16 protein-coding genes, 6 tRNA genes, 4 other RNA genes and 5 pseudogenes are annotated in these 23,420 nt (G+C 55.3%); 16 read left to right on the plus strand and 15 right to left on the minus strand.

The window, feature by feature from the left end; translation table 11 throughout:
* Window position 1: 1 nt before the first annotated feature.
* The 5 genes from WLO32_RS14775 to WLO32_RS14795 form a co-directional block, all read right to left on the minus strand.
* Window positions 2-604 (minus strand): diguanylate cyclase, encoded by a 603-nt coding sequence (locus tag WLO32_RS14775; RefSeq protein WP_435948310.1) that lies wholly within the window; start codon window positions 602-604, stop codon window positions 2-4.
* A gap of 508 nt (window positions 605-1,112) precedes the next feature.
* Window positions 1,113-1,637 (minus strand): hypothetical protein, encoded by a 525-nt coding sequence (locus WLO32_RS14780; protein ID WP_435945780.1) that lies wholly within the window; start codon window positions 1,635-1,637, stop codon window positions 1,113-1,115.
* 21 nt (window positions 1,638-1,658) lie between these two features.
* Window positions 1,659-3,800: an EAL domain-containing protein gene (locus WLO32_RS14785; protein ID WP_435945781.1), complete on the minus strand. Its 2,142-nt coding sequence runs from the start codon at window positions 3,798-3,800 to the stop codon at window positions 1,659-1,661.
* 340 nt (window positions 3,801-4,140) lie between these two features.
* Window positions 4,141-4,216: transfer RNA gene (locus WLO32_RS14790), tRNA-Ala, on the minus strand.
* Window positions 4,217-4,262: 46 nt separating this feature from the next.
* Window positions 4,263-4,338, minus strand: a tRNA-Ala gene (locus tag WLO32_RS14795).
* A 237-nt stretch (window positions 4,339-4,575) separates the two neighbouring features.
* On the opposite strand from WLO32_RS14795, the pseudogene WLO32_RS14800 reads away from it, so the two are divergent.
* A pseudogene (locus WLO32_RS14800) lies at window positions 4,576-4,918 on the plus strand (YfeC-like transcriptional regulator).
* A 43-nt stretch (window positions 4,919-4,961) separates the two neighbouring features.
* Here the strand turns inward: WLO32_RS14800 and gltX are convergent.
* Complete coding sequence (gltX, locus tag WLO32_RS14805; RefSeq protein WP_435945782.1) at window positions 4,962-6,374, minus strand: glutamate--tRNA ligase; 1,413 nt, start codon at window positions 6,372-6,374, stop codon at window positions 4,962-4,964.
* 260 nt (window positions 6,375-6,634) lie between these two features.
* Here gltX and WLO32_RS14810 point away from each other — a divergent pair.
* The 9 genes from WLO32_RS14810 to WLO32_RS14850 all read left to right on the plus strand — a co-directional run bounded on the left by WLO32_RS14810 (window position 6,635) and on the right by WLO32_RS14850 (window position 8,098).
* Window positions 6,635-6,710, plus strand: a tRNA-Val gene (locus WLO32_RS14810).
* Window positions 6,711-6,756: 46 nt separating this feature from the next.
* A tRNA-Val gene (locus tag WLO32_RS14815) sits at window positions 6,757-6,832 on the plus strand.
* Window positions 6,833-6,864: 32 nt separating this feature from the next.
* Window positions 6,865-6,940 (plus strand) — tRNA-Val (locus WLO32_RS14820).
* A gap of 3 nt (window positions 6,941-6,943) precedes the next feature.
* Window positions 6,944-7,019 (plus strand) — tRNA-Lys (locus WLO32_RS14825).
* A 31-nt stretch (window positions 7,020-7,050) separates the two neighbouring features.
* Window positions 7,051-7,171, plus strand: a non-coding RNA gene (locus WLO32_RS14830) — RtT sRNA.
* Between the two features lie 31 nt (window positions 7,172-7,202).
* A non-coding RNA gene (locus tag WLO32_RS14835) (RtT sRNA) lies at window positions 7,203-7,323 on the plus strand.
* A gap of 31 nt (window positions 7,324-7,354) precedes the next feature.
* A non-coding RNA gene (locus WLO32_RS14840) (RtT sRNA) lies at window positions 7,355-7,475 on the plus strand.
* Between the two features lie 31 nt (window positions 7,476-7,506).
* Window positions 7,507-7,627, plus strand: a non-coding RNA gene (locus tag WLO32_RS14845) — RtT sRNA.
* Between the two features lie 135 nt (window positions 7,628-7,762).
* Window positions 7,763-8,098 carry a FlxA-like family protein gene (locus WLO32_RS14850; protein WP_435945783.1) on the plus strand — a complete coding sequence of 112 codons (336 nt, stop codon included), beginning with the start codon at window positions 7,763-7,765 and terminating at the stop codon, window positions 8,096-8,098.
* Here the strand turns inward: WLO32_RS14850 and WLO32_RS14855 are convergent.
* Window positions 8,095-9,036: a LysR family transcriptional regulator gene (locus WLO32_RS14855; protein WP_435945784.1), complete on the minus strand. Its 942-nt coding sequence runs from the start codon at window positions 9,034-9,036 to the stop codon at window positions 8,095-8,097. The genes WLO32_RS14850 and WLO32_RS14855 overlap by 4 nt on opposite strands.
* 90 nt (window positions 9,037-9,126) lie before the next feature.
* On the opposite strand from WLO32_RS14855, the gene WLO32_RS14860 reads away from it, so the two are divergent.
* A complete protein-coding gene (locus WLO32_RS14860) occupies window positions 9,127-10,122 on the plus strand; it encodes a bile acid:sodium symporter family protein (protein ID WP_435948311.1) in 996 nt (331 codons plus the stop codon).
* On the opposite strand, the gene WLO32_RS14865 is transcribed toward WLO32_RS14860, so the two are convergent.
* The 3 genes and pseudogenes from WLO32_RS14865 to zipA all read right to left on the minus strand — a co-directional run bounded on the left by WLO32_RS14865 (window position 10,119) and on the right by zipA (window position 13,403).
* On the minus strand, window positions 10,119-10,334 hold the full coding sequence (locus tag WLO32_RS14865; RefSeq protein ID WP_435945785.1) for a DUF3820 family protein: 216 nt from the start codon (window positions 10,332-10,334) through the stop codon (window positions 10,119-10,121). The genes WLO32_RS14860 and WLO32_RS14865 overlap by 4 nt on opposite strands.
* Before the next feature lies 1 nt (window position 10,335).
* A pseudogene (gene ligA / locus WLO32_RS14870) lies at window positions 10,336-12,355 on the minus strand (NAD-dependent DNA ligase LigA).
* Window positions 12,356-12,422: 67 nt separating this feature from the next.
* A complete protein-coding gene (gene zipA / locus WLO32_RS14875) occupies window positions 12,423-13,403 on the minus strand; it encodes a cell division protein ZipA (protein WP_435945786.1) in 981 nt (326 codons plus the stop codon).
* A gap of 231 nt (window positions 13,404-13,634) precedes the next feature.
* Here zipA and cysZ point away from each other — a divergent pair.
* The 5 genes and pseudogenes from cysZ (at window position 13,635) to crr (ending at window position 18,489) form a co-directional block, all read left to right on the plus strand.
* A pseudogene (gene cysZ / locus WLO32_RS14880) lies at window positions 13,635-14,397 on the plus strand (sulfate transporter CysZ).
* Window positions 14,398-14,547: 150 nt separating this feature from the next.
* Window positions 14,548-15,520, plus strand: a pseudogene (gene cysK, locus WLO32_RS14885) (cysteine synthase A).
* A gap of 387 nt (window positions 15,521-15,907) precedes the next feature.
* Complete coding sequence (gene ptsH, locus WLO32_RS14890; RefSeq protein ID WP_034459025.1) at window positions 15,908-16,165, plus strand: phosphocarrier protein Hpr; 258 nt, start codon at window positions 15,908-15,910, stop codon at window positions 16,163-16,165.
* A 44-nt stretch (window positions 16,166-16,209) separates the two neighbouring features.
* Window positions 16,210-17,939 (plus strand): annotated as a pseudogene (ptsI, locus tag WLO32_RS14895) (phosphoenolpyruvate-protein phosphotransferase PtsI).
* 40 nt (window positions 17,940-17,979) lie between these two features.
* Window positions 17,980-18,489 carry a PTS glucose transporter subunit IIA gene (crr, locus tag WLO32_RS14900; RefSeq protein ID WP_121266075.1) on the plus strand — a complete coding sequence of 170 codons (510 nt, stop codon included), beginning with the start codon at window positions 17,980-17,982 and terminating at the stop codon, window positions 18,487-18,489.
* A gap of 67 nt (window positions 18,490-18,556) precedes the next feature.
* Here crr and cysM read toward each other — a convergent pair whose 3' ends face one another.
* The 5 genes from cysM to WLO32_RS14925 form a co-directional block, all read right to left on the minus strand.
* The gene (cysM, locus tag WLO32_RS14905; RefSeq protein ID WP_435945787.1) at window positions 18,557-19,468 is read right to left on the minus strand and encodes a cysteine synthase CysM; all 912 of its coding nucleotides are present in this window, start codon (window positions 19,466-19,468) and stop codon (window positions 18,557-18,559) included.
* Window positions 19,469-19,539: 71 nt separating this feature from the next.
* A complete protein-coding gene (gene cysA / locus WLO32_RS14910; protein WP_435945788.1) occupies window positions 19,540-20,625 on the minus strand; it encodes a sulfate/thiosulfate ABC transporter ATP-binding protein CysA in 1,086 nt (361 codons plus the stop codon).
* Complete coding sequence (gene cysW, locus WLO32_RS14915; protein WP_121266069.1) at window positions 20,615-21,490, minus strand: sulfate/thiosulfate ABC transporter permease CysW; 876 nt, start codon at window positions 21,488-21,490, stop codon at window positions 20,615-20,617. Before cysW ends, cysA begins: the two co-directional genes overlap by 11 nt.
* Window positions 21,490-22,323, minus strand: a complete 834-nt coding sequence (cysT, locus tag WLO32_RS14920; RefSeq protein ID WP_121266067.1) for a sulfate/thiosulfate ABC transporter permease CysT — start codon at window positions 22,321-22,323, stop codon at window positions 21,490-21,492. Before cysT ends, cysW begins: the two co-directional genes overlap by 1 nt.
* Window positions 22,323-23,339, minus strand: a complete 1,017-nt coding sequence (locus WLO32_RS14925) for a sulfate ABC transporter substrate-binding protein (protein WP_435945789.1) — start codon at window positions 23,337-23,339, stop codon at window positions 22,323-22,325. Before WLO32_RS14925 ends, cysT begins: the two co-directional genes overlap by 1 nt.
* Window positions 23,340-23,420 lie beyond the last annotated feature (81 nt).

Genomic DNA, 23,420 nt, shown 5'->3' on the forward strand with positions numbered 1-23,420 from the left:
TTTATGCCTGCTTTTCTTCCTCGCCGTCCGCGCAAACCTGATTCCGGCCGCGCAGCTTGGCCCGGTACAGCCGAAAATCCGCTAACGACTGGATCTGATCTAAAGAATGCTGCGGATGTTCGCTGTGCGCCGCGACGCCAAGCGATGCGGTAATGGTCAGCACGCTGCCGCTGTCCAGGGTAAGCGGTGAGAGCTCCAGGTGCTTTTTAATGCGTTTTGCCACAGCGACACCCGCTGCAAGATCGGTATCCGGCAGGTAGACGCAAAACTCCTCGCCGCCGAGGCGGCCAGGCACATCCTTTTGGCGAATAGCCTGCTGAATATGCCGCGCGGCGTGCGCCAGCACGCTGTCGCCCACCTGATGCCCGAAGCGGTCGTTTACCTTTTTGAAGCGATCGAGGTCGATTTGCACCAGCGTATAGCCTTTGTAACGCGGGCTGAGCTGCGCCGTCTTGTCATAAAAGCCGCGGCGATTGAGCACGCCGGTAAGATCGTCATGGTAGGCATGCCAGCGCATTTCGCCCTGTAGCTTGCCCATCTCGCGCACCAGCCGGCAGATGGTCCGGTGGGACGCCCACAGCAAAAGCACGAAGATTATCCACATCGCCACCAGCAGGGCGCTAAAGCGGCCGAAATCCTCATGCAGGCCCTGACGCAACGTCTGGGTGCTGATTAAAACGCTTTCCGTACCCGAGACGGTGCCGAAGGTGGCGTAAATCCGTCCGAAACGCAGCGTGCCGCGCGATGACTTTTTAAGCTTTTCGCCAATCAGCCTCAGCTGCGCCGCCGTAAGCTCGACGTTGTTTAACGCGCCCGCCGCGGCGGTTAAAGGGTTTAACCGCTCGTCAAAAAGCTGATAGGCGCTTTGCGTCCGGGCCGAAAGAGAATCGTTAAGCAGCTTTTTTACGCCTTCGTCCGTGATGGCTATTCCCAGCAGCCCAATCCACTGGCCGTGGAAATCTACCGGCACCGCGCCGTTGATCAGCGTAGCGCGCGTGCGGGCGATATTCTGCCGGGTCCAGAAAGGGCTGCGCTGCGGATTAAGCAGGGGTGACGCCAGAATAAACGAACCCTCTTTTCGGCGCGGGTTGTAGCTGCGAACCAGCAGCGAATTAATTTCTGGCGAGAGAGAAGCGATAAATTCTCCCTGGCGGGAGATGTAATAGATATCCGCCGGTACCTCCCCTGCTTCGCTGGGCCAGCGGAAAGAGATCCTGAATTTTGCGCAGCGCGTGCAGCTGCTGTTTAATTTGCTGCGCCTCATCGCGGCTACGCCCGATATTAAGCGTAACGCTATCGGGCAAAGCCAGTTCGCTGATCCATAAAGAAACCAGCTCGTCCTGCGGGACGAGCCCGGAAGGCGCATTCATCCCGCCGGGGAAAAGCGGCTCGTCCATCGCCTCGATAAAGATACGCTGCAGGAAGCGCAGGTTGTCGATTCTGTATTTTGCCCGGCTTTCCAGACGGGAGATGACGCTTTCAAGGTGGCTTAGCTGACTGGTGCGGTAACCGTGATTAAAAAGCTCTCCCTGCTGCCAGAACAGGAAAGTGGTCAGCAGAAAAACAAAAATAAAGCACAGGTGGATAACGCGCAGCGTCTTTTTCAACGGTAAACGAAAGCGATTCGCTAAAGACATGCCGACTCCCTCCGCAGGCTGTTATTCACCGGCGTCAGGGCCGGTCAGAGGTTCAGGTTTGCCAATCAGATAGCCCTGCAGATACTGCACGCCCAGCGCCAGCAGAATGGAGCGCTGCTCTTCGGTTTCCACAAACTCCGCCACCACGGCCAGATCTTTAGCACGGGCCAAATCGCAAATGGATTTCACAATCAGGTTATCAAGCGAATCAGAAGCCAGATCCTTGATAAAACAACCGTCAATTTTAATGATATCCGCCTGCAGGCGCTTCAGGCGCTCGTAGTTAGCATAGCCGGTACCAAAATCGTCAATGGCGATTTTGAAGCCGTTTTCACGCAGCAGATTAATATTCTGCATGGAGGTTTCCGAATTCGAAAACGCCTGTTCCTCCGTGACCTCAATAATGACCGCGCCGGTCGGCACCTGGTTTTGGGCAAACAGCGTCACTATGTCCTGAGCGGTCTCTTTTTGCATCAGGGTGAAAGGCATCAGGTTTACCGAGAACAGCGGATGCTGCGCCTCGCCGCCCTGCTGGCGCAGGAAAGCCACCAGCTTGCTTATCACCAGCATGTCGAAGCGAGCGCTCAGGTTAAATTCGGCGATAATCGGAATGAATTTGTCGGGCGTTATCATCTCCCCGTTGAAAAAGAGCCTGCTCAGAATCTCTGCGTAACCCTTGCCGTCCTTGTTTACAATCGGCTGGGCGAAGAGCTGCAGCGACGCCTCATCGTTCAGGGCGTGCTTTACCTTGTGTAATAGCAGCACCCGCTCGGTGGTCTGGTCCGAAACCGCTGCAATGCGCGTGTTAAGGCCCAGCACCCGGTGAGCGGAGCAGGCCTGCTCGGCAAGGTAGCTTAGCTGCCCAAGGGTGCGCTGCAGCTCGTTGATATCGCCGTCCGCCACGCTACACGAAGCGCCGAATTCAATCTCCAGCATGGCGTTATGCCATTTGATTTTTTTGCTGTTGAGCAGATCGACCATATGGTTCAGGCGCGCTTCGGTTTCCGCCCCCTGCAGAAAAATAAGCAGCTCGCAGCCGGGAAGCTGAAACACCTGCTCATCTTCATCCAGCCACGGCTTGAGCAGCCGGGTAATTTCGCGCTTACAGTGCACGCGCATCATCAGGCCGTAGTGGCGGCTTAAAAACTCCAGGTTGGACAGGCGCAGGCAGCATAGCGAGCCGGAAGGGAAACGCTTTACGTGCCGCTCCAGCGCGCGCAAATTCGGCAGCTGCGTCAGAGGATCGGTCAGCGCCTGTAAACGATAGACGCGTTTCATCCATTCATTTTTATGGAAGCTAACCGTCATATAAAACATGCAAACGGTGAAGGAGATAAAGACCGAAAGAATAAACGACAAGGCGAATTCAGTGGTTACCCCGCGCATAAAGCCATCGTTGTAGGTCAGCAGCAGCCAGGCCGAAGCTCCCCACAGCAAGACGATAAGCCGCGGGCCGGTATGGCGAATGCCCAGGGTGAAGAGCACGAAGACCAGGGGCACCAGGTAGCCGGAAATCAGCGTCGCCTGATAGGGGCAGCATAACAGCACCAAAAAAGCGATCCAGGCGCCGGACCAGCTAAACGTGTACAGACGGCGATCCGCTGCCAGATAGCGCAGCACGCAGCGCCGCCAGAAAGCGCGCGCGAAATAAGGATTCAGCAGCATGCGTACCGGGTAGTAGAACAGCATGGTAAAGATAAGCGCGGCGGCTATCAGATTTTGCAGGTCGACCACCAGGTACATCAGCGAGCTTTTGCCAAAGAACGGCGCTAATGATGGAGGATAATTAATGTATTGCCCGGCAAGAAGCATAAGCAATTTAATGCTTAACGGGGCAAAAAATCCCAGCCAGAATAACCTGACGCCGAGACCTTTATTTGTCAGCGAAAAACGCCAGCGGGAACCAAGATAATAACGCGCGATAAAGCAGGAAACCAGCAACGGAAATAACAGGCACAGGACAAATACGAATAATGGAATAATGGGTAAATCAAGGGTGATAAAAAAGGTGATCGCGGTGCCGATAAACAGAGGGAAAATAGCGGCCCTGCCGAAAATTAAAAATAAGGAAATCAACAGGCTGACGGGAAGGTAGGCGAGATAGACCTTGTGGCCGTCCATAACCGTCGTCGGTGAAATATAGCGAGCAAACGGCGTAAGCAATAAACATAACACCAGTGCAGCAACGGACTTCTTAACCAATTTGTGAAAAACCATAAGCACGGGTGTTAATATTATGTATTTGCGGGAGCGCGTAAATGAATGAAGAATAATACTTTCCTTCCGCTTATAAATCAAGCATTCGCCCTGTTCTAATAATCATCCTGGAAGGCTTTAATAAAATCAAACAAAGAGACATATATTGATAAATATAATCAGGAATCAGTTTCATTTATTTTATCAATGCCGGCGTGCTGAATAACGGCGGGAAAAATCGCCTGCCGGGATTTTCGGCAAGGCAGAAAGCAAAAAACCCCCGCCGTCGGGCGAGGGTTTTGTATTTTGGTGGAGCTAAGCGGGATCGAACCGCTGACCTCTTGCATGCCATGCAAGCGCTCTCCCAGCTGAGCTATAGCCCCACGATAGGCTTTTGATTCTACGATGCAAATCTTGCTGGAGAAGATTTGGTGGAGCTAAGCGGGATCGAACCGCTGACCTCTTGCATGCCATGCAAGCGCTCTCCCAGCTGAGCTATAGCCCCGAACCGTAGAAACCTTGTCGTGTTGACGGGCGGCATAATATGAAACCCGCCAGAAAGTGTCAACGGCAAATTCTTCTTCTGCGGCCGATCGCCGAAAAAGCAAACAACTCATCAAGATCCTGATTGCATATCGACCCGCTGTAGTTAATCCTGTCACAGTTTCGTGTAAAACGATCGCATAAAATGAACCCCTAATAACCTCTTTCGATTAAGGAAAACGCCGTGCTCAAGGAACGAATGACACCTGAAGAACTGGCTACGCTCACCGGGTACAGTCGGCAAACCATCAACAAGTGGGTGCGTAAAGAGAACTGGACCACGACGCAAAAGCCCGGCGTTCAGGGCGGAAAAGCGCGGTTGATTCATATTGACGAACGCGTGCAGGAATTCATTAACAGCGCCAAGCGGGGCCGCTGACAAACCGGCTGTCTATTCGGCTAATGATTCCACGCTGGAAGGCTTGCTGCTCCATTCGGTCAAACAGATGTCGGAAGGCGAGCAGCAAAAAATGGCGGCGCTGATTTTACGCGAAGGCATCGCGGGCGTGCTAAAACGTCTGGGCATTCGCGATAGCGAATAAAAAACCGGCGACGGGCGCCGGTTTGGTATCTGCTTAAGATTGATTACTGGCTTTCGCGTTCAGCGATAAAAGCTAAAGCTTTATTAATGCGCGCAACGGAACGCTGCTTGCCAATCGCGTGAACCGTAACGTCCAGCGCCGGAGACTGGCCGGCCCCGGTAACGGCAACGCGCAACGGCATCCCTACTTTACCCATGCCGACTTCCAGCTCATCCGCCGTCGCCTGAATAGCCTGATGCACATTTTCCGCAGTCCAGTCGCTTAGCGCTTCAAGCTTATCGCGCACCACTTCCAGCGGCTGACGAGCAACCGGGCGCAGGTGTTTCTTCGCCGCGTCCGCGTCAAACTCGCTGAAATCCTCATAGAAGTAGCGGCAGGTTTCCGCCATCTCTTTAAGCGTTTTGCAGCGCTCGCCCAGCAGCTTCACCAGTTCGGCCAGCTGCGGACCGTTGCGGGTATCGATATTCTGCTGTTCGATATGCCATTGCAGCTGGGTGGCGACATATTCCGGCGCCAGATGGTTAATGTAGTGGTGGTTCAGCCACTGCAATTTTTCCGTGTTGAAGGCGCTTGCGGATTTGCTGACGGTCGCGAGATCGAACAGCTTAATCATCTCTTCGCGGGAGAAGATCTCCTGATCGCCATGGGCCCAGCCCAGACGCACCAGATAGTTCAGCAGCGCTTCCGGCAGATAGCCGTCGTCGCGGTACTGCATAACGCTTACCGCGCCGTGGCGTTTAGATAATTTTTTACCGTCATCGCCGTTGATCATCGATACGTGCGCATACAGCGGCACCGGCGCATTCAGCGCTTTCAGGATGTTAATCTGGCGCGGCGTGTTGTTGATATGGTCTTCGCCGCGGATCACGTGGGTGATTTCCATATCCCAGTCATCCACCACCACGCAGAAGTTATAGGTCGGAGATCCGTCGGTGCGACGAATGATCAGATCGTCCAGCTCCTGGTTGCTGAACTCGATAGGACCGCGGATCTGGTCATCAAAAATAACGGAACCTTCCTGCGGGTTGGCGAAACGCACAACGCACGGCTCATCAGCGGCGTGATGTTCGTGGCCGTGGCGGCAGCGGCCGTCGTAACGCGGTTTTTCGCCCTTCTCCATCTGCTCTTCACGCAGCGCGTCAAGGCGCTCTTTGGAGCAGTAGCATCTATAGGCGGTGCCCGCTTCCAGCATCTCATCAATGACGTGGTTATAGCGGTCAAAGCGTTTGGTCTGGTAGTACGGACCTTCATCCCACTCAAGGCTTAGCCAGTTCATCCCGTCCATAATAGCTTCGATGGCTTCCGGGGTTGAACGTTCGAGATCGGTATCTTCAATACGCAGCACGAACTCGCCGCCGTGGTTACGAGCAAACAGCCAGGAATAAAGAGCAGTACGAGCGCCACCAACGTGCAGATAGCCCGTTGGGCTTGGCGCGAAGCGAGTTTTGATTTTCATTAAACGGCCTTAATTACGCAAAAGTACCGGGAAATCGGTAAATGCCAGGAAAAATAAAGTGGACAACATTCTACCACCCTGTGCTGATTCCTCAATGTTGATGCCTTTAGTTCGCTCTAAACCGCTTATTCTGGTGAGAAATCAAGCGCCAATGGACAAATCGTTAGCGCTTTGACTAATTTTAAGACGAACAAACAAAATCTTTAGAAAAGGCGTTGACTCATTTTCAACTCTCCCTATAATGCGACTCCACACAGCGGGGGTGATTAGCTCAGTTGGTAGAGCATCTCCTTTACACGGAGGGGGTCGGCGGTTCGAGCCCGTCATCACCCACCATTCATTAGTGAGTGTTACTCCGCGGTGTAGTAAGAGATTAAGAGATGGGTGATTAGCTCAGTTGGTAGAGCATCTCCTTTACACGGAGGGGGTCGGCGGTTCGAGCCCGTCATCACCCACCATCTCTGTCTTACAATTAGCAGTACCGAAGTTTGGGTGATTAGCTCAGTTGGTAGAGCACCTCCTTTACACGGAGGGGGTCGGCGGTTCGAGCCCGTCATCACCCACCATTCGGGTCGTTAGCTCAGTTGGTAGAGCAGTTGACTTTTAATCAATTGGTCGCAGGTTCGAATCCTGCACGACCCACCAATGTGGAAAGGCGCCCTAAAGGCGCCTTTTTGCTGTGCGCGATTCGTCTGGATTTGAACCTGCCGCAGGTTCGAGTGGAGCGAAGCGACACAGCGTTGCTTTAGCAACGACCCAAAGGGCGAGCAAAGCGAGTCATCCTGCACGACCCACCAATGTAGAAAGGCGCCCTAAAGGCGCCTTTTTGCTGTGCGCGATTCGTCTGGATTTGAACCTGCCGCAGGTTCGAGTGGAGCGAAGCGACACAGCGTTGCTTTAGCAACGACCCAAAGGGCGAGCAAAGCGAGTCATCCTGCACGACCCACCAATGTAGAAAGGCGCCCTAAAGGCGCCTTTTTGCTGCGCGCGATTCGTCTGGATTTGAACCTGCCGCAGGTTCGAGTGGAGCGAAGCGACACAGCGTTGCTTTAGCAACGACCCAAAGGGCGAGCAAAGCGAGTCATCCTGCACGACCCACCAATGTAGAAAGGCGCCCTAAAGGCGCCTTTTTGCTGTGCGCGATTCGTCTGGATTTGAACCTGCCGCAGGTTCGAGTGGAGCGAAGCGACACAGCGTTGCTTTAGCAACGACCCAAAGGGCGAGCAAAGCGAGTCATCCTGCACGACCCACCAATGTGGAAAGGCGCCCTAAAGGCGCCTTTTTGCTGCGCGCGATTCAGCCCTGTCAGCGTCATTGAAACAAGACTCTCCTAACCTTTCTGCGAAGCTTGCCGATAACTTCTTCATTACTGCTATCAAGGAGTTATCATGACGACTATCAACAGCGCCGCTTTACAGGGCATCACCGGCGGGTCTTCCAGCGCCGCGGACAACAGCTATTCTTCGCAAATCACCCGTATTACGCAGCAGATCGCTAAAATGACACAGCAGCTAAAAGACGTCGCCAACGGCAGCACATCCGCTGAGGAGAAGGAGAAACAGCTGGAGCTGATTCAGGCACAAATCAGCATGCTGCAGGCCCAGCTGGCTCAGCTGCAGCACCAGCAGGCGGAAGAAGCGCAGCAAAAACAAGAGCAGCAGCAGGTAAAAGCCGAAGGCGTGAACTACCCGTCAGACGATCGCCAGATTGATATTTTTATCTAAGGGCGGCTCAACGAATCGGTAAACAGGGCGTCGCCCCGGCGGGCCGCGGTCAGGAGCTGCGCCTGCTGACCAATAATCTGCCAGATAACCTCCGCCGCGCGTGAAAGCGAGCGATTTTTCCGGCGCACCAGCATCAGCTGGCGTTCCACTACCGGCGTCAGCCGCCTGACGACTAAAGGTCGGCCTGCGGGCAGGGGCAAAGCAAGCGCCGGCAATACGCTGATGCCGATTCCCGCCTCTACCATCGGATAGAGCGTGGCGGGATGGCCAATTTGCTGAACGATATTCGCATCAATGCCAAACCTTGCCAGCGCATCGTCAATTAAAGGGCGGCTTCCCGAAGCGTAATCCTGCAGCACAAGCCGCTCTTCCTGCAAAGCCCGCCACGAAACGCTTTCCACCCCGGCTAACGGGTGGTCGTTGCGGCATAGCAGTAAAAAAGGTTCGGAAAGCACCGCCTCGCAGTCCAGATCGCTTGCCTGAACCGGATCTATAACGATGCCAAAATCTACCTCGCCCTGGCGGATGCTTTGCAGCACCCATTGCTGCGGCCTGTCGTGCAAAACGAAACGAATGGCCGGATATGCCAGCGCCGCGGCGGCGATAGACTGCGGCATCAGGTGGGCGGATATCGTCTGGCTGGCCGCCACGCGCACCGTGCCGCTTAGCTGATGGCCGACGCTTCGTGCATCCAGCAGCGTGGAATTTAACTCTTCCAGCAGCCGCTCAACGCGGCCAGCAAGCTGCAGGCCCGCCTCGGTCAGCACCACTTCACGGGTGGTGCGATCCAGCAGCTTGACGCCCACCTCGTTTTCGAGTTCTTTCACGCTGTGGCTGACGGCCGACTGGCTCAGGCCAATGCGCTCCCCTGCCCGACTAAAGCTCCCGGCCTGGGCTATGGCCACAAAAACCCTTAGCTGACGCAGCGAATAATTCATTTATTTAATTCATCAATGTATTCAATAAATCAATTTTATTTCTTAAAGCGGGGAAAGCACAATAGCCTGACTCCAGTCTGAGGAATAATGATGAAACTTTTTCGCCTGTTCGACCCCTTCACGCTCACGCTGATCTGTACCGTTTTACTGGCTTCCTTCTTCCCTGCGCGAGGCAGCTTTGTCGGTTTTTTTGAAGGGCTGACGACGGTTGCCATCGCCCTGCTGTTCTTTATGCACGGCGCCAAGCTTTCCCGCGAGGCGATTATTGCCGGTAGCAGCCACTGGCGTCTCCACCTGTGGGTAATGTGCAGCACATTCGTTTTATTTCCGGCGCTCGGGATACTGTTCGCCTGGTGGGCTCCGGTCAACGTCAGCCCGGAAATTTACACGGGCTTTTTGTATCTGTGCATTCTTCCCGCCACGGTGCAGTCGGCGATTGCGTTTACGTCCATTGCGGGCGGCAACGTCGCCGCAGCGGTTTGTTCGGCCTCGGCGTCCAGCCTGCTCGGCATTTTTCTCTCGCCGCTGCTGGTAGGCATGGTGATGCACGTGCATGGCGCAAGCGGCAGCCTGCAGCAGGTCGGCAGCATTATGCTGCAGCTGCTGGTGCCTTTTGTGGCCGGCCATCTTTCACGTCCGTGGATTGGCGAGTGGGTTGCGCGCCATAAAAAATGGATCGGCAAAACCGACCAGACGTCGATCCTGCTGGTGGTCTATTCGGCCTTCAGCGAGGCGGTCACGCACGGCATCTGGCACAAGGTCGGCGCCGGCTCCCTGCTGTTTATCGTGGTAGCAAGCCTGGTATTGCTGGGGATAGTGATAACGATAAATATCTTTGTCGCGCGCCGTCTGGGCTTCGACAAAGCCGATGAAATCACCATTGTGTTTTGCGGATCGAAAAAGAGCCTCGCCAACGGCATCCCTATGGCGAATATCCTCTTCCCGGTTGCAAGCGTGGGGATGATGGTGCTGCCGCTGATGATCTTCCACCAGCTGCAGCTGATGATTTGCGCCGTGATGGCGCGTCGCTATCAGCAACAGACGGCAAAAGCGGCAGCCGAAAAAGCGGCAGCCGCCAACGCCTAGCTTCTTTTGAGGGGCCTTACCAGCCCCTCCAGCCCTTCGGTTTTAATCAGTAAAGTAAGCTTCATCAGCTCGCCAAGATGGCCCTGCGGAAACTCGTCCTTGCGGGCGAACCACAGAAAATACTCTTCCGGCACGTCAATTAACGCACGGCCTTTATATTTGCCAAAAGGCATTGCCGTATTGGCTATCTCGATAAGCTGTTCTTTATCCACATTACTCACCCAGTAAGCGAATCATTTCCGCCTCATCAATGACCTCGATGCCCAGCTCCTGCGCTTTCGCGAGCTTCGAACCCGCGGCCTCGCCGGCTATCACCAAATCGGTTTTCTTCGATACGCTGCCCGCAACTTTGGCGCCAAGCGCAACCAGCCGCGCTTTCGCATCGTCGCGGGACAGAATGCTGAGCGAGCCGGTCAGCACCACGGTCTTACCCGCGAAGGGACTGTCAATCTCCTCAGCTTTGATAATCACCGGGGCAGGGCCAGTGAACGCCCACCTCATCGGTAAGCTGGCGGATAACGTCCCGGTTGCTCTCTTCTTCAAAGAAGTTGTAAACGTGCGTCGCCACGACGATGCCTACGTCCGGCACTTTTTGCAGTTCCTCAATGGAAGCGGCGGACAGCGCCTCCAGCGTGCCGAAATAGGCCGCAAGGCCCGCCGCGGTCGCCTCTCCCACCTCGCGGATCCCCAGCGCATACAGAAAGCGCGCAAAGGTGGTGGACTTAGCTTTTTCCAGCGCGTTCACCACGTTCTGCGCAGACTTTGGTCCCATACGATCAAGGCCGGTGAGTTTGCCCGCCGTCAGGCGGAAGAGATCGGCCGGGGTATGCACATACTCTTTCTCCACCAGCTGGTCGATAATTTTATCGCCCATGCCGTCTACATCCAGCGCACGGCGGGAGACAAAGTGCTTTAAGGATTCTTTGCGCTGGGCGCCGCAAATCAGGCCGCCGGTGCATCTTGCTACCGCCTCGCCTTCCACGCGCTCAACGTCAGAACCGCAAACCGGGCAGTGAATGGGGAAAACAACTTCTCTGGTTTCGGCGGGACGTTCAGACTCCACCACGCCGACAACCTGCGGAATAACGTCGCCCGCGCGGCGGATCACCACGCGATCGCCAATTCTTAAGCCGAGACGTTCAATCTCATCGGCGTTATGCAGCGTGGCGTTGCTGACCAGAACGCCCGCCACCTGCACGGGTTCCAGCCGCGCGACCGGCGTAATGGCTCCGGTGCGGCCTACCTGAAACTCAACGTCGCGTACAAACGTCATTTGTTCCTGCGCCGGGAACTTAAACGCCACGGCCCAGCGCGGAGCGCGGGCAACAAAGCCGAGGGTTTCCTGCAAAGCAAGGGAATCCACTTTGATCACCACGCCGTCGATATCAAATCCAAGCACCGGGCGATCGGCCTCAACCTGATGATAAAACGCCAGCACTTCCTCCGGCGTACTGCACAGGCGGATACGGTCGCTTACCGGCAGGCCCCAGGCCTTAAATTGCTGCAGGCGCCCCATGTGGCTGGCCGGCAGCTCGCCGCCCTCCAGCAGGCCCACGCCGTAGCAGAAAAAGGTCAGCGGGCGTTTTGCCGTGATGCGCGGATCGAGCTGGCGCAGCGAGCCTGCGGCCGCGTTACGCGGGTTGGCGAAGATTTTGCCGCCCGTGCGGCGAGCTTCTTCGTTAATTTTTTCAAAGCCCGCCTGCGGGAGAAATACTTCGCCGCGCACTTCAAGACGACGCGGGATATTTTCGCCGTGCAGCTTCAGCGGAATGGCGCGGATGGTGCGCACATTGGCCGTAATGTTCTCGCCCGTGGTGCCGTCGCCGCGCGTCGCGGCACGAATCAGCACGCCGTCTTCATACAGCAGGCTGACGGCAAGGCCGTCGAGCTTCAGCTCGCAGCAGAAGGTCAGGGCGTCGGTGTTTTTCAGCCTGTCCTGCACGCGCTTGTTGAAGGCAAGGTAGCTTGCTTCATCGAACACGTTATCCAGCGAAAGCATCGGCACTTCATGGCGTACCTGCGTGAACTCGCTCAGCGGAGCCGCGCCGACGCGCTGCGTCGGCGAATCAGGGGTGATTAAATCAGGACGAGCTTCTTCCAACGCGCGCAGCTCACGCATCAGCCGGTCGTATTCAGCGTCAGGAATTTCAGGGTTATCAAGCACATGATAAAGATATTCATGATGGCGAAGCGTGGTTCGCAGTTCAGTGATTTGTTGTTCGATTGAGTCCATATCGCACCATCAATAGAAAAAACCCCCGACATGCGGGGGTTTAGGGGGAAGTCTGTCCGGCGGGCTATCAGGCGTTTGCCTCAACGACCTCGCGGATTCGATCCTGATACTCACGCATCTTTTGCGGCGTCATCATGCGGCGCTGATCGTCAAGCACCACGCCGCCAACCTCATCGGCGATATGCTGCGCGGACTGCAGCATCAGCTTGAAGTTCTGATGCGGGTCGCCATACGAAGGCACCTGCATAAAGATTGTCACGCCAGGCGTGGCGAAGTTCGCCATGGTTTCCGGATCGAACGAGCCGGGCTTAACCATGTTCGCAAGGCTAAAGAGCACCGGGCCGCTGCCATCCGGGCTGAGATGGCGATGGAAAATATTCATTTCGCCAAAGATAAACCCGGCCTGCTGGATGCTGTTGAGCAGCACATCGCCGTTGATCATGCTGCCCGCGTGCGCGGAAACGTTCATCACGATAACCGTTTCTTTAAGCGCCTGCGGAGCAGGAGCCGGCGCAGGCTCTGCGGCTTCAGGTGCTTCCACCACAGGTTCAGGCGCGGGCTGGCGTACCGGCTGCAGCCTTTCAGGCTCAGGCTCGGCTTGTCTTACCGGCGCCGGCTGATGGAAAGCTTCCGGCTGCTGCGCTGGCGCAGGCCGCGCGGAAACAGGCTGTACAGGCGTTTCCTGACGCGGCGCTTCCGGCACCGCAGGCTTCGGCGGTACGGAACGACGCGGCTCGGCCGAGGCGTAAGGCGGTTCGTACTGATGCTGAGGCGCTTGCGGCTGACGAGGCGTTTCCGGCTCGCGAGTCACAGGTTCCTGCGCAGGCGTTACCCTACGCACGCGCACTTCACCTACCCCTTCATCTTCTTCATCGTCGGCATCGTCTTCCGTTTCGTAGTCGTCACGCTTTGACTTCATGCGCTTCAACGGACGATCGCGGAAAACGGAAGAACGCTCCTTACGGCTGGTCCAAAGGCCATGAACCAGTAAGGCGATTATGGCGATCGCGCCAACAATGATTAATATCAGACGCAAATCCTGCATCATTATATTCTCTGTTGTTCTAACACCTTGCCAACGCGGCAAACATTTACTCACTAAGAGTATTTGCCCATCCGCTCAAGTGCAAGTACGCACACGGTTTTCTCAGCATAAAGATGTTACCAAATCGACTTTTTGCTGTTTTTTCGACCATTTCTTAATAAGTTTTTCTTTTACGCCTCGGTTATGATGGGCGCGCCTGTCACTGCACTGACGTTAAAGGAGTCTGCTAAGGCTATGGTTTCTTCTTTTGCATCTGCCCCAAAGAGCGGCGTTTACTATTTTTCCCAGGGCTGGAAACTGGTTCGTGAGCCGGGCATCAAGCGTTATGTCGTTTTACCTTTGCTGGTCAATATATTACTGATGGGCGGCGCCTTCTGGTGGCTGTTTACCCGCCTTGACGTCTGGATCCCAACGATGCTCTCCCACGTGCCGGAGTGGCTGCAGTGGCTGAGCTATCTGGTTTGGCCGCTGGCGGTCATCTCTTTACTGCTGATCTTCGGCTATTTCTTCTCGACGATCGCCAACTGGATTGCCGCCCCCTTCAACGGGCTGCTGGCGGAACAGCTCGAGGCCCGGCTCACCGGCGCCACGCCGCCGGACACCGGCGTGCTGGGGCCTGCTAAAAGACGTGCCGCGCATCATGAAAAGAGAATGGCAAAAACTCGCCTGGTACCTGCCGCGCGCGATTGCGCTGCTGATTTTGTATTTTATTCCCGGTATCGGCCAGACGGTTGCTCCGGTGCTGTGGTTTTTGTTTAGCGCCTGGATGCTGGCTATTCAGTACTGCGATTACCCGTTTGATAACCATAAAGTGCCGTTTCGCGATATGCGCGCCACGCTGCGTGAAAGAAAAGCGATGAATATGCAGTTCGGTTCGCTCGTCAGCCTTTTCACCATGATTCCTTTCCTGAACCTCTTTATCATGCCGGTCGCCGTCTGCGGCGCGACGGCGATGTGGGTCGATTGCTACCGCGCTAAACACGCCTTATGGAAGTAGTTTTTCGGAGCGGCTTTGTCGCTCCTTATTCCTTCTTGCTTTTCCTTATTTCCCTTCTACATATAGATATACGATTTCTTTACTTCCCCATAACTCACGAGCAGGTATGCTGGAGAGGTTTCCCAAATTTCATACAGTTAAGGACGGGCTATGAGCAAGATCTATGAAGACAACTCTCTGACAATCGGTCATACGCCGCTGGTTCGACTGAACCGCATCGGTAATGGGCGCATCCTGGCGAAGGTCGAGTCCCGCAACCCAAGCTTTAGCGTCAAATGCCGTATCGGTGCCAATATGATTTGGGATGCCGAAAAACGCGGCGTGCTAAAGCCGGGCGTTGAGCTGGTTGAACCGACCAGCGGCAATACCGGTATCGCGCTGGCCCTATGTGGCCGCGGCCCGCGGCTACAAGCTGACGCTGACCATGCCTGAAACCATGAGCATCGAACGCCGCAAGCTGCTCAAGGCGCTCGGCGCGAATCTGGTGCTGACCGAAGGCGCTAAGGGCATGAAGGGCGCAATTCAGAAAGCGGAAGAAATCGTGGCAAGCGATCCGGCTAAGTATCTGCTGCTGCAGCAGTTCAGCAACCCGGCGAACCCGGAAATCCATGAAAAGACCACCGGCCCGGAAATCTGGGAAGACACCGATGGCGAAGTCGACGTGTTTATCTCAGGCGTGGGCACCGGCGGTACGCTGACCGGCGTTAGCCGTTACATCAAAAACACCAAGGGTAAAACCGATTTGATTACCGTAGCCGTCGAGCCTACGGACTCCCCGGTTATCGCGCAGGCGCTGGCGGGCGAAGAGCTGAAGCCCGGCCCGCATAAAATCCAGGGTATCGGCGCGGGTTTCATTCCCGGCAACCTTGACCTGAAGCTTATCGACAAGGTCATCGCCATTACCAACGAGGAAGCGATCTCCACCGCGCGCCGCCTGATGGATGAAGAAGGCATTCTGGCCGGTATCTCTTCCGGCGCCGCCGTCGCTGCGGCATTAAAGCTTCAGGAAGACGAAGCCTTTACCAATAAGAATATTGTGGTTATCCTTCCTTCCTCCGGCGAGCGTTATCTCAGTACGGCTTTGTTTGCGGATCTCTTTACCGAGAAAGAACTGCAACAGTAATGCCAGCTTGTTAAAACTGACGAAAAAAGCACCCGCCAGGGTGCTTTTTTGTGGCATTCGTCAAAGTTTTGCCCACCTCAGCATTGCTTCACCCCGGCAGGTCTGGTATTTAACCAGCAAATTATTTTGATGCGCGAAATTAATCGCTTTGTGACTTAGCCGTGCTGAATCGATTTTACGATTTGGTTTAAGCCAGAATTTCACGGCATAATGGTTAAGGACCAGCGAAACGCGAATTGCCGGGCGCAAGCCGCAGCACTTTTCGTGATTCTTTAAGCATCCTGTGTCGCATACAGTTAACGCCGACGCTAACTATACAGGCTAAAGTTAAACCACCAGGCTAGACTTTAGTTCCACAACACTAAACCTATAAGTTGGGGAAATACAATGTTCCAGCAAGAAGTTACCATTACCGCTCCGAACGGTCTGCACACCCGCCCTGCTGCTCAGTTTGTGAAAGAAGCGAAAGGCTTCACTTCTGAGATCACTGTGACTTCCAACGGCAAAAGCGCCAGCGCAAAAAGCCTGTTCAAACTGCAAACTCTGGGTCTGACTCAGGGCACCGTTGTGACCATCTCCGCTGAAGGCGAAGACGATCAGAAAGCGGTTGAGCATTTGGTAAAACTGATGGCTGAACTCGAGTAAGTTCTGGGTTCTTCGTAAATATCAGTCACAAGTAAGGTAGGGTTATGATTTCAGGCATTTTAGCATCCCCGGGTATCGCTTTCGGCAAGGCACTTTTGCTGAAGGAAGATGAAATTGTCATCGACCGGAAGAAAATTTCTGCCGACAAAGTTGCGCAGGAAGTTGAACGTTTCCTGAGCGGGCCGCGCCAAAGCGTCCGCGCAACTGGAAGCGATCAAAATTAAAGCTGGCGAGACCTTCGGTGAGGAAAAGGAAGCTATCTTCGAAGGCCACATCATGCTGCTGGAAGACGAAGAGCTGGAGCAGGAAATCATAGCCCTTATCAAAGATAAGTTAGTCACTGCGGACGCAGCGGCTCACGAAATCATTGAAGGTCAGGCTACTGCTCTTGAAGAGCTGGACGACGAATACCTCAAAGAGCGTGCGGCCGACGTACGCGATATCGGTAAACGCCTGCTGCGCAACATTCTGGGCCTTGCGATTATCGATCTCAGCGCGATCCAGGAAGAAGTTATCCTGGTGGCTAAAGACCTGACGCCGTCTGAAACGGCGCAGCTGAACCTGCAGAAGGTTCTGGGCTTTATCACCGACATTGGCGGACGTACCTCCCACACCTCCATCATGGCGCGTTCTCTTGAACTGCCGGCGATCGTGGGCACCGGTAGCGTAACCAGCGAAGTTAAAAACGACGACTATCTGATCCTCGATGCGGTTAACAACAAGGTTTACGTTAACCCGACGAACGAAGAGATCGAAGCCCTGCGCGCCGTACAGCAGCAGGTTGCCTCTGAGAAAGCCGAGCTGGCAAAACTGAAAGACCTGCCGGCCATCACTCTCGACGGCCATCAGGTAGAAGTGTGCGCCAACATCGGTACCGTTCGTGATATCGACGGCGCAGAGCGCAACGGCGCTGAAGGCGTAGGCCTGTATCGTACCGAATTCCTGTTCATGGACCGCGACTCTCTGCCGACTGAAGAAGAGCAGTTTGCCGCCTATAAAGCCGTTGCTGAAGCCTGCGGCTCGCAAGCGGTTATCGTACGTACCATGGACATCGGCGGCGACAAAGAGCTGCCGTACATGAACTTCCCGAAAGAAGAGAACCCGTTTTTGGGCTGGCGTGCGATTCGTATCGCTATGGATCGCAAAGAGATCCTGCACGCGCAGGTACGCGCTATTCTGCGTGCTTCCGCTTTCGGTAAATTACGCATCATGTTCCCGATGATTATCTCTGTGGAAGAGGTTCGCGCTCTGAAGAAAGAGATCGAAATTCTGAAGGCACAGCTGCGTGAAGAAGGCAAAGCGTTTGACGAAACTGTCGAAATCGGCGTGATGGTTGAGACCCCGGCCCGCGGCCACTATCGCTCATCATCTGGCCAAAGAAGTCGATTTCTTTAGTATCGGCACCAATGATTTAACTCAGTACACCCTGGCAGTTGACCGCGGTAATGATATGATTTCACATCTTTACCAGCCAATGTCGCCGTCCGTACTGAATCTGATTAAGCAAGTCATTGATGCTTCTCATGCAGAAGGTAAATGGACCGGTATGTGTGGTGAGCTTGCAGGCGATGAACGTGCTACACTTCTGTTGCTGGGGATGGGTCTGGATGAATTCAGTATGAGTGCCATCTCTATCCCGCGCATTAAGAAGATTATCCGTAACACGAACTTCGAAGATGCGAAGGTGTTAGCAGAGCAGGCTCTTGCTCAACCGACAACGGACGAGTTAATGACGCTGGTTAACAAGTTCATTGAAGAAAAAACAATCTGCTAATCCACCGGATGCGGCCCAATTTACTGCTTAGGAGAAGATCATGGGTTTGTTTGATAAACTGAAATCTCTGGTTTCTGATGATAAAAAAGACACCGGAACCATTGAGATTGTTGCCCCGCTTTCTGGCGAAATCGTCAACATTGAAGATGTTCCGGATGTGGTGTTTGCCGAGAAAATCGTCGGCGACGGCATCGCGATTAAACCAACCGGCAACAAAATGGTTGCTCCGGTTGATGGTACCATCGGTAAAATCTTCGAAACCAACCATGCTTTCTCTATCGAATCTGATAGCGGCATTGAGCTGTTCGTTCACTTCGGTATCGATACCGTTGAGCTCAAAGGCGAAGGTTTCAAGCGCATCGCAGAAGAAGGCCAGCGCGTTAAGAAAGGCGACGTGGTTATCGAGTTTGATCTGCCGCTGCTGGAAGAGAAGGCCAAGTCTACCCTGACGCCGGTCGTTATCTCCAACATGGATGAAATCAAAGAGCTGATCAAACTGTCCGGTAGCGTAACCGTGGGCGAAACCCCGGTGATCCGCATCAAGAAGTAAGCTGAGCGCACACTGAATTAAAAACGGCACCTTCGGGTGCCGTTTTTGTTTGCCTGCGATACTGCTTTTAAATCCCCGCGCCCTGCGTATAGCTCTCTTCGCCGAATACCCCGGTCGATAAATAGCGATCCCCGCGGTCGCAAATAATCGCCACCACTACGCTTCCCGGATTGGCCTGCGCCACGCGTAACGCCCCGGCAACCGCTCCGCCAGAGCTTACGCCGCAGAATATCCCTTCGCTCGTCGCCAGACGGCGCATGGTCTGCTCGGCTTCAAGCTGAGACATATCGATTACCTCATCCACAAGCTGCGGCTGATAAATTTTTGGCAGCCACTCTTCCGGCCAGCGGCGGATTCCCGGAATGCTGCTGCCCTCTTCCGGCTGCAGCCCCACGATGGTGACCTTCTTTTCCAGCTCGCGCATGTAGCGGCTCACGCCGGTGATGGTCCCGGTGGTGCCCATGCTGGAAACGAAGTGCGTGATGCGCCCCTGCGTCTGCTGCCAGATTTCCGGCCCGGTGGTGACGTAGTGCGCGTAGGGGTTATCAGGGTTATTAAACTGATCGAGCACCCTGCCTTCGCCGCGTTCGCCCATAAGGCGCGCCAGCTCGCGGGCGCCCTCCATGCCCTGCTCTTTGGTCACCAGAATCAGCTCCGCGCCGTAAGCCTGCATAGCGGCCTTGCGCTCCATGCTCATGTTATCGGGCATCAGCAGCTTCAGGCGATAGCCTTTTAGCGCCGCAATCATCGCCAGCGCAATGCCGGTGTTGCCGCTGGTTGCTTCAATCAGCGTATCCCCCGGCGCGATTTCCCCGCGCTTCTCGGCCTGAACGATCATCGATAAGGCCGCGCGGTCCTTAACCGAACCAGCCGGATTGTTGCCTTCCAGCTTGACCCAGATCTCGCTGCCGTTTGTCAGGCCCGTACGCTGTAATTTCACCAGAGGCGTATTGCCGATTGTGCTTTCTAAAGTCGTCACTTGCTTACCCGGAAAATAAAAAAAGCGGCCACAGGGGCCGCCATAGCGATGCGTGTAGTGTCGTAAACTTATCAGGCGGACTGCGCCAGGTCTACACCCTGAATTCGGTTGTTTCCGTCGTAAAGGCGGGCGTGCTGCAGGCCGACGAACAGACGTTCGCCGCGCACCGGCACGTGATCTTCGCGCAGCACCACCGTCAGCGGTTCGTCATACCAGCCCAGCGGCTGCACAACCAGCTGCATATAGTGGCCGCGCGGGCTGATTTCCAGCACCTGTACCGGCAGCGGCGAATCCAGATTGGTGCGGCGGCTTACGTCCACCTCCCACGGGCGCAGGAACAGATCCACCGGCCCCTGATGCGCAGGGGTGAAGCCCAACGGCCAGCGGTGAGCGCCGACGTGGAACTGGCTGCCGCGAACGGTGCCCTTCATACGGTTTACCTCGCCGAGGAACTCAAGCACGAAGCGGGTTGCCGGTTCGCGCCATACCGCTTCAGGCGTATCAACCTGTTCAATATTCCCCTGGCTCATCACCACCACGCGGTCGGCCACTTCCATCGCCTCTTCCTGGTCGTGGGTCACGAACACGCTGGTGAATTTCAGCTCTTCATGCAGCTGACGTAGCCAGCGGCGCAGCTCTTTACGCACCTGGGCGTCCAGCGCGCCGAAAGGCTCGTCAAGCAGCAGGATCTGCGGTTCTACGGCCAGCGCGCGGGCCAGCGCGACGCGCTGTTTCTGCCCGCCAGAAAGCTGCGCCGGGAAACGATCGGCCAGATGGGACAGCTGCACCATTTCCAGCAGGCGGGTCACTTTTTGCTTAATCACCGCCGCAGACGGGCGCTCGCGGCGCGGCAGCACCGTCAGGCCAAACGCGATGTTGTCAAACACGCTCATATGGCGGAACAGCGCGTAATGCTGGAACACAAATCCCACTTTACGATCGCGGGCGTGAATGCGGCTCACGTCCGTACCGTGGAAGCTGATGCGCCCGCTGTTCTGATGCTCAAGGCCGGCGATAATGCGCAGCAGCGTGGTTTTACCGGAGCCTGACGGCCCCAGCAGCGCGACCATCTGCCCGGAAGGGATATCCAGAGAGATATCATTCAGCACCTGGGTGCGACCAAAAGATTTCTTAATATTGGTAATATCAATGCTCATGATTTCCCTCCTGCTGCAGGCGTTTTTCCTGATTATTCAGGCGCCACTGCAACGCACTCTTCAAAAACAGGGTCAGAATCGCCATCAGGGTCAACAGCGCGGCGGCGGTAAACGAGCCGACGGTGTTGTAATCCTGCTGAAGTAATTCAATCTGCAACGGCAGCGAGAATGTTTCGCCGCGGATAGAACCGGACACCACGGAGACGGCGCCGAACTCGCCAATGGCGCGGGCGTTAGTCAGCACCACGCCGTAAAGCAGCGCCCAACGGATGTTCGGCAGCGTCACGCGCTTAAACATTTGCCAGCCGGAAGCGCCGAGCAAAATAGCCGCCTCATCTTCCTGGCTGCCCTGGCTTAACATCACCGGCACCAGCTCGCGCACCACAAACGGGCAGGTTACAAAGATGGTCACCAGCACCATCCCCGGCCAGGCGAACATAATCTGGATGTTGTGTTCGTCCAGAAAGCCTGCCAGCGGGCCGTTTGAGCCGTAGAACAGCAGGTAAATCAGGCCGGCGACCACCGGCGAAACCGCGAAGGGGATATCCAGCAGCGTCAGCAACAGCTGGCGGCCCGGAAAGTTAAAGCGCGTCACCAGCCAGGCCAGCAAAATGCCGAACACCAGGTTCACCGGCACGGTAATCAGGGCGATCATCACCGTCAGCCAGATGGCGTGCAGCATGTCCGGGTCGACGATATTTTGCAGCGCCGGCATCAGCCCCTTTGAGAAGGCCTCGGCAAAAATCGAGGCTACCGGCACCACCAGCAGCAGAAAGGAGATCAGTACGCCAAGACCGATCAGCGTCCATTTACCCCAGTTAAAACCGGTGCGGCGATAGCTTTTCAATTCGGTTACATCCGTCATCAGTGACCTACCACACGCCGACCAAAGCGACTTTGCAACGTGTTAATGGTAAACAGCAAAAGTAAAGAAGCGGCCAGAATCACCGAAGCGATGGCGCTTGCGGCTGGATAATCAAACTCCTGCAAACGCACGAAAATCATCAGCGACGTGACTTCCGTCTTCCAGGCGATGTTGCCGGCGATAAAGATAACCGCGCCGAACTCGCCGAGGCTGCGCGTAAAAGAGAGCGCAACGCCCGCCATTAAAGCCGGAGAGAGCTCTGGCAAAATCACGCGACGGAAGCTCTGCCAGCGCGTGGCGCCGAGGGTTTCCGCAGCTTCTTCGTATTCCGGGCCGAGCTCTTCAAGCACCGGCTGCACGGTACGCACCACAAAGGGAATGCTCGTAAAGGCCATGGCAACGGCGATACCCAGCCAGGTATAGGTCACCTTAATGCCAAACTGCGCCAGCCACTCGCCGTACCAGCCGTTGACAGAAAACAGCCCGGCAAGCGTCAGGCCCGCAACCGCCGTCGGCAGCGCGAAGGGCAAATCCATTAGCGCATCCAGCAGGCTGCGGCCGGGAAACTGGTAGCGCGTTAAAATCCACGCCATCAGCATGCCGAACAGACCGTTAAACACCGAGGCGACGCCCGCGGACAGCAGCGTAACCTTATAGGCCGCCACCACCTGCGGGTTGGTGATCACCTCCCAGTACTGGGCGAGCGTCATCTCGGAAAGCTGCATCACCAGCGCGCTTAACGGCAGCAATAAAATCAGGCAGACGAACAGCAAACTGGTGCCGAGGCTTAGCGTAAAGCCCGGCAGCACGCGTTTGGAGGCAACAGCAAACATTACTTATGCCCCGCCGCTACCAGCTTGTCGAACTCCGCGCCGGTGGCAAAATGGGTTTTCATCACTTCAGGCCAGCTGCCGAACTCATCTTCCACGCGGAACAGCTCGGTCTGCGGGAATTTATCCTTCAGCTTGTCCATGACTTCCGGGCTGTTTACGCGATAGTAATAGTCGGTGATGATGGTTTGCGCCGCCGGGCTATAAAGGAAATTCAGATAGTCTTTCGCCGCTTTCTCCGTGCCGTTGGCCTTGACGTTTTTATCAATCCACGCCACCGGGAATTCAGCCAGAATGTTTACTTTCGGCACCACGACTTCATAGCCGTCTTTTTCATACTGCTGACGAATGTTGTTCACTTCCGATTCAAAGCTTATCAGCACGTCGCCCAGCCCGCGCTCGACGAAGGTGGTGGTCGCGCCGCGCCCGCCGGTATCGAACACCTCGACGTTCTTCAGGAACCGGGTCATAAACTGTTCGGTTTTAGCTTTGTCGCCGCCGTCGGCCTTGTTGGCCGCGCCCCAGGCGCCCAGATAGGTATAGCGCGCGTTGCCGGAGGTTTTAGGATTCGGGAAGATAAGCTTTACGTCCGGACGAACCAGGTCGCTCCAGTCGTGAATATTCTTCGGGTTGCCCTTGCGTACCAAAAAACCCATGGTGGAATAGAACGGCGAGCTGTTATTCGGCAAACGGCTCTGCCAGTCCGCCGGGATCAGCCCGCCTTTATCGTGCAGGATCTGCACGTCCGTCACCTGGTTATAAGTTACAACGTCAGCTTTTAAGCCCTGTAATATCGCCAGCGCCTGTTTTGAAGAGCCGGCATGAGACTGTTTTATCGTCAGCCTGTCGCCGTTATTTTCCTGCGCCCATTTTTGTTCAAAGGCCGGGTTTAACGCCGCAAAAAGTTCGCGGGACACATCATAAGAGCTGTTGAGCAGCTCCGTTGCATGGGCAGAGCCTGCCAGCAACGCAGAGACAACGAGCGCGTTCCATACATTTTTAACTGACGTGACTGCCATTTTGCACCCTTATAAATGTGATAACGGTCATGCTTAACATGCCATCAGTTTATTTATAACGAGAGCCAAAGCTGTAACGCT

This window comes from Dryocola mayonis, assembly GCF_051307045.1.
In the GTDB taxonomy this organism is placed as follows: Bacteria; Pseudomonadota; Gammaproteobacteria; order Enterobacterales; family Enterobacteriaceae; genus Dryocola.

Excerpts from the sequence above, each read along its gene's own strand:
- cysT (WP_121266067.1), bottom strand. The coding sequence starts at position 22,323 with ATGTTTGCTGTTGCCTCCAAACGCGTGCTGCCGGGCTTTACGCTAAGC.
- cysA (WP_435945788.1), bottom strand. The coding sequence starts at position 20,625 with ATGAGCATTGATATTACCAATATTAAGAAATCTTTTGGTCGCACCCAG.
- gltX (WP_435945782.1), bottom strand. The coding sequence starts at position 6,374 with ATGAAAATCAAAACTCGCTTCGCGCCAAGCCCAACGGGCTATCTGCAC.
- WLO32_RS14925 (WP_435945789.1), bottom strand. The coding sequence starts at position 23,339 with ATGGCAGTCACGTCAGTTAAAAATGTATGGAACGCGCTCGTTGTCTCT.
- WLO32_RS14775 (WP_435948310.1), bottom strand. The coding sequence starts at position 604 with ATGTGGATAATCTTCGTGCTTTTGCTGTGGGCGTCCCACCGGACCATC.
- cysW (WP_121266069.1), bottom strand. The coding sequence starts at position 21,490 with ATGACGGATGTAACCGAATTGAAAAGCTATCGCCGCACCGGTTTTAAC.
- WLO32_RS14850 (WP_435945783.1), top strand. The coding sequence starts at position 7,763 with ATGACGACTATCAACAGCGCCGCTTTACAGGGCATCACCGGCGGGTCT.
- WLO32_RS14860 (WP_435948311.1), top strand. The coding sequence starts at position 9,127 with ATGAAACTTTTTCGCCTGTTCGACCCCTTCACGCTCACGCTGATCTGT.
- ptsH (WP_034459025.1), top strand. The coding sequence starts at position 15,908 with ATGTTCCAGCAAGAAGTTACCATTACCGCTCCGAACGGTCTGCACACC.
- crr (WP_121266075.1), top strand. The coding sequence starts at position 17,980 with ATGGGTTTGTTTGATAAACTGAAATCTCTGGTTTCTGATGATAAAAAA.
- zipA (WP_435945786.1), bottom strand. The coding sequence starts at position 13,403 with ATGATGCAGGATTTGCGTCTGATATTAATCATTGTTGGCGCGATCGCC.
- WLO32_RS14780 (WP_435945780.1), bottom strand. The coding sequence starts at position 1,637 with ATGTCTTTAGCGAATCGCTTTCGTTTACCGTTGAAAAAGACGCTGCGC.
- WLO32_RS14855 (WP_435945784.1), bottom strand. The coding sequence starts at position 9,036 with ATGAATTATTCGCTGCGTCAGCTAAGGGTTTTTGTGGCCATAGCCCAG.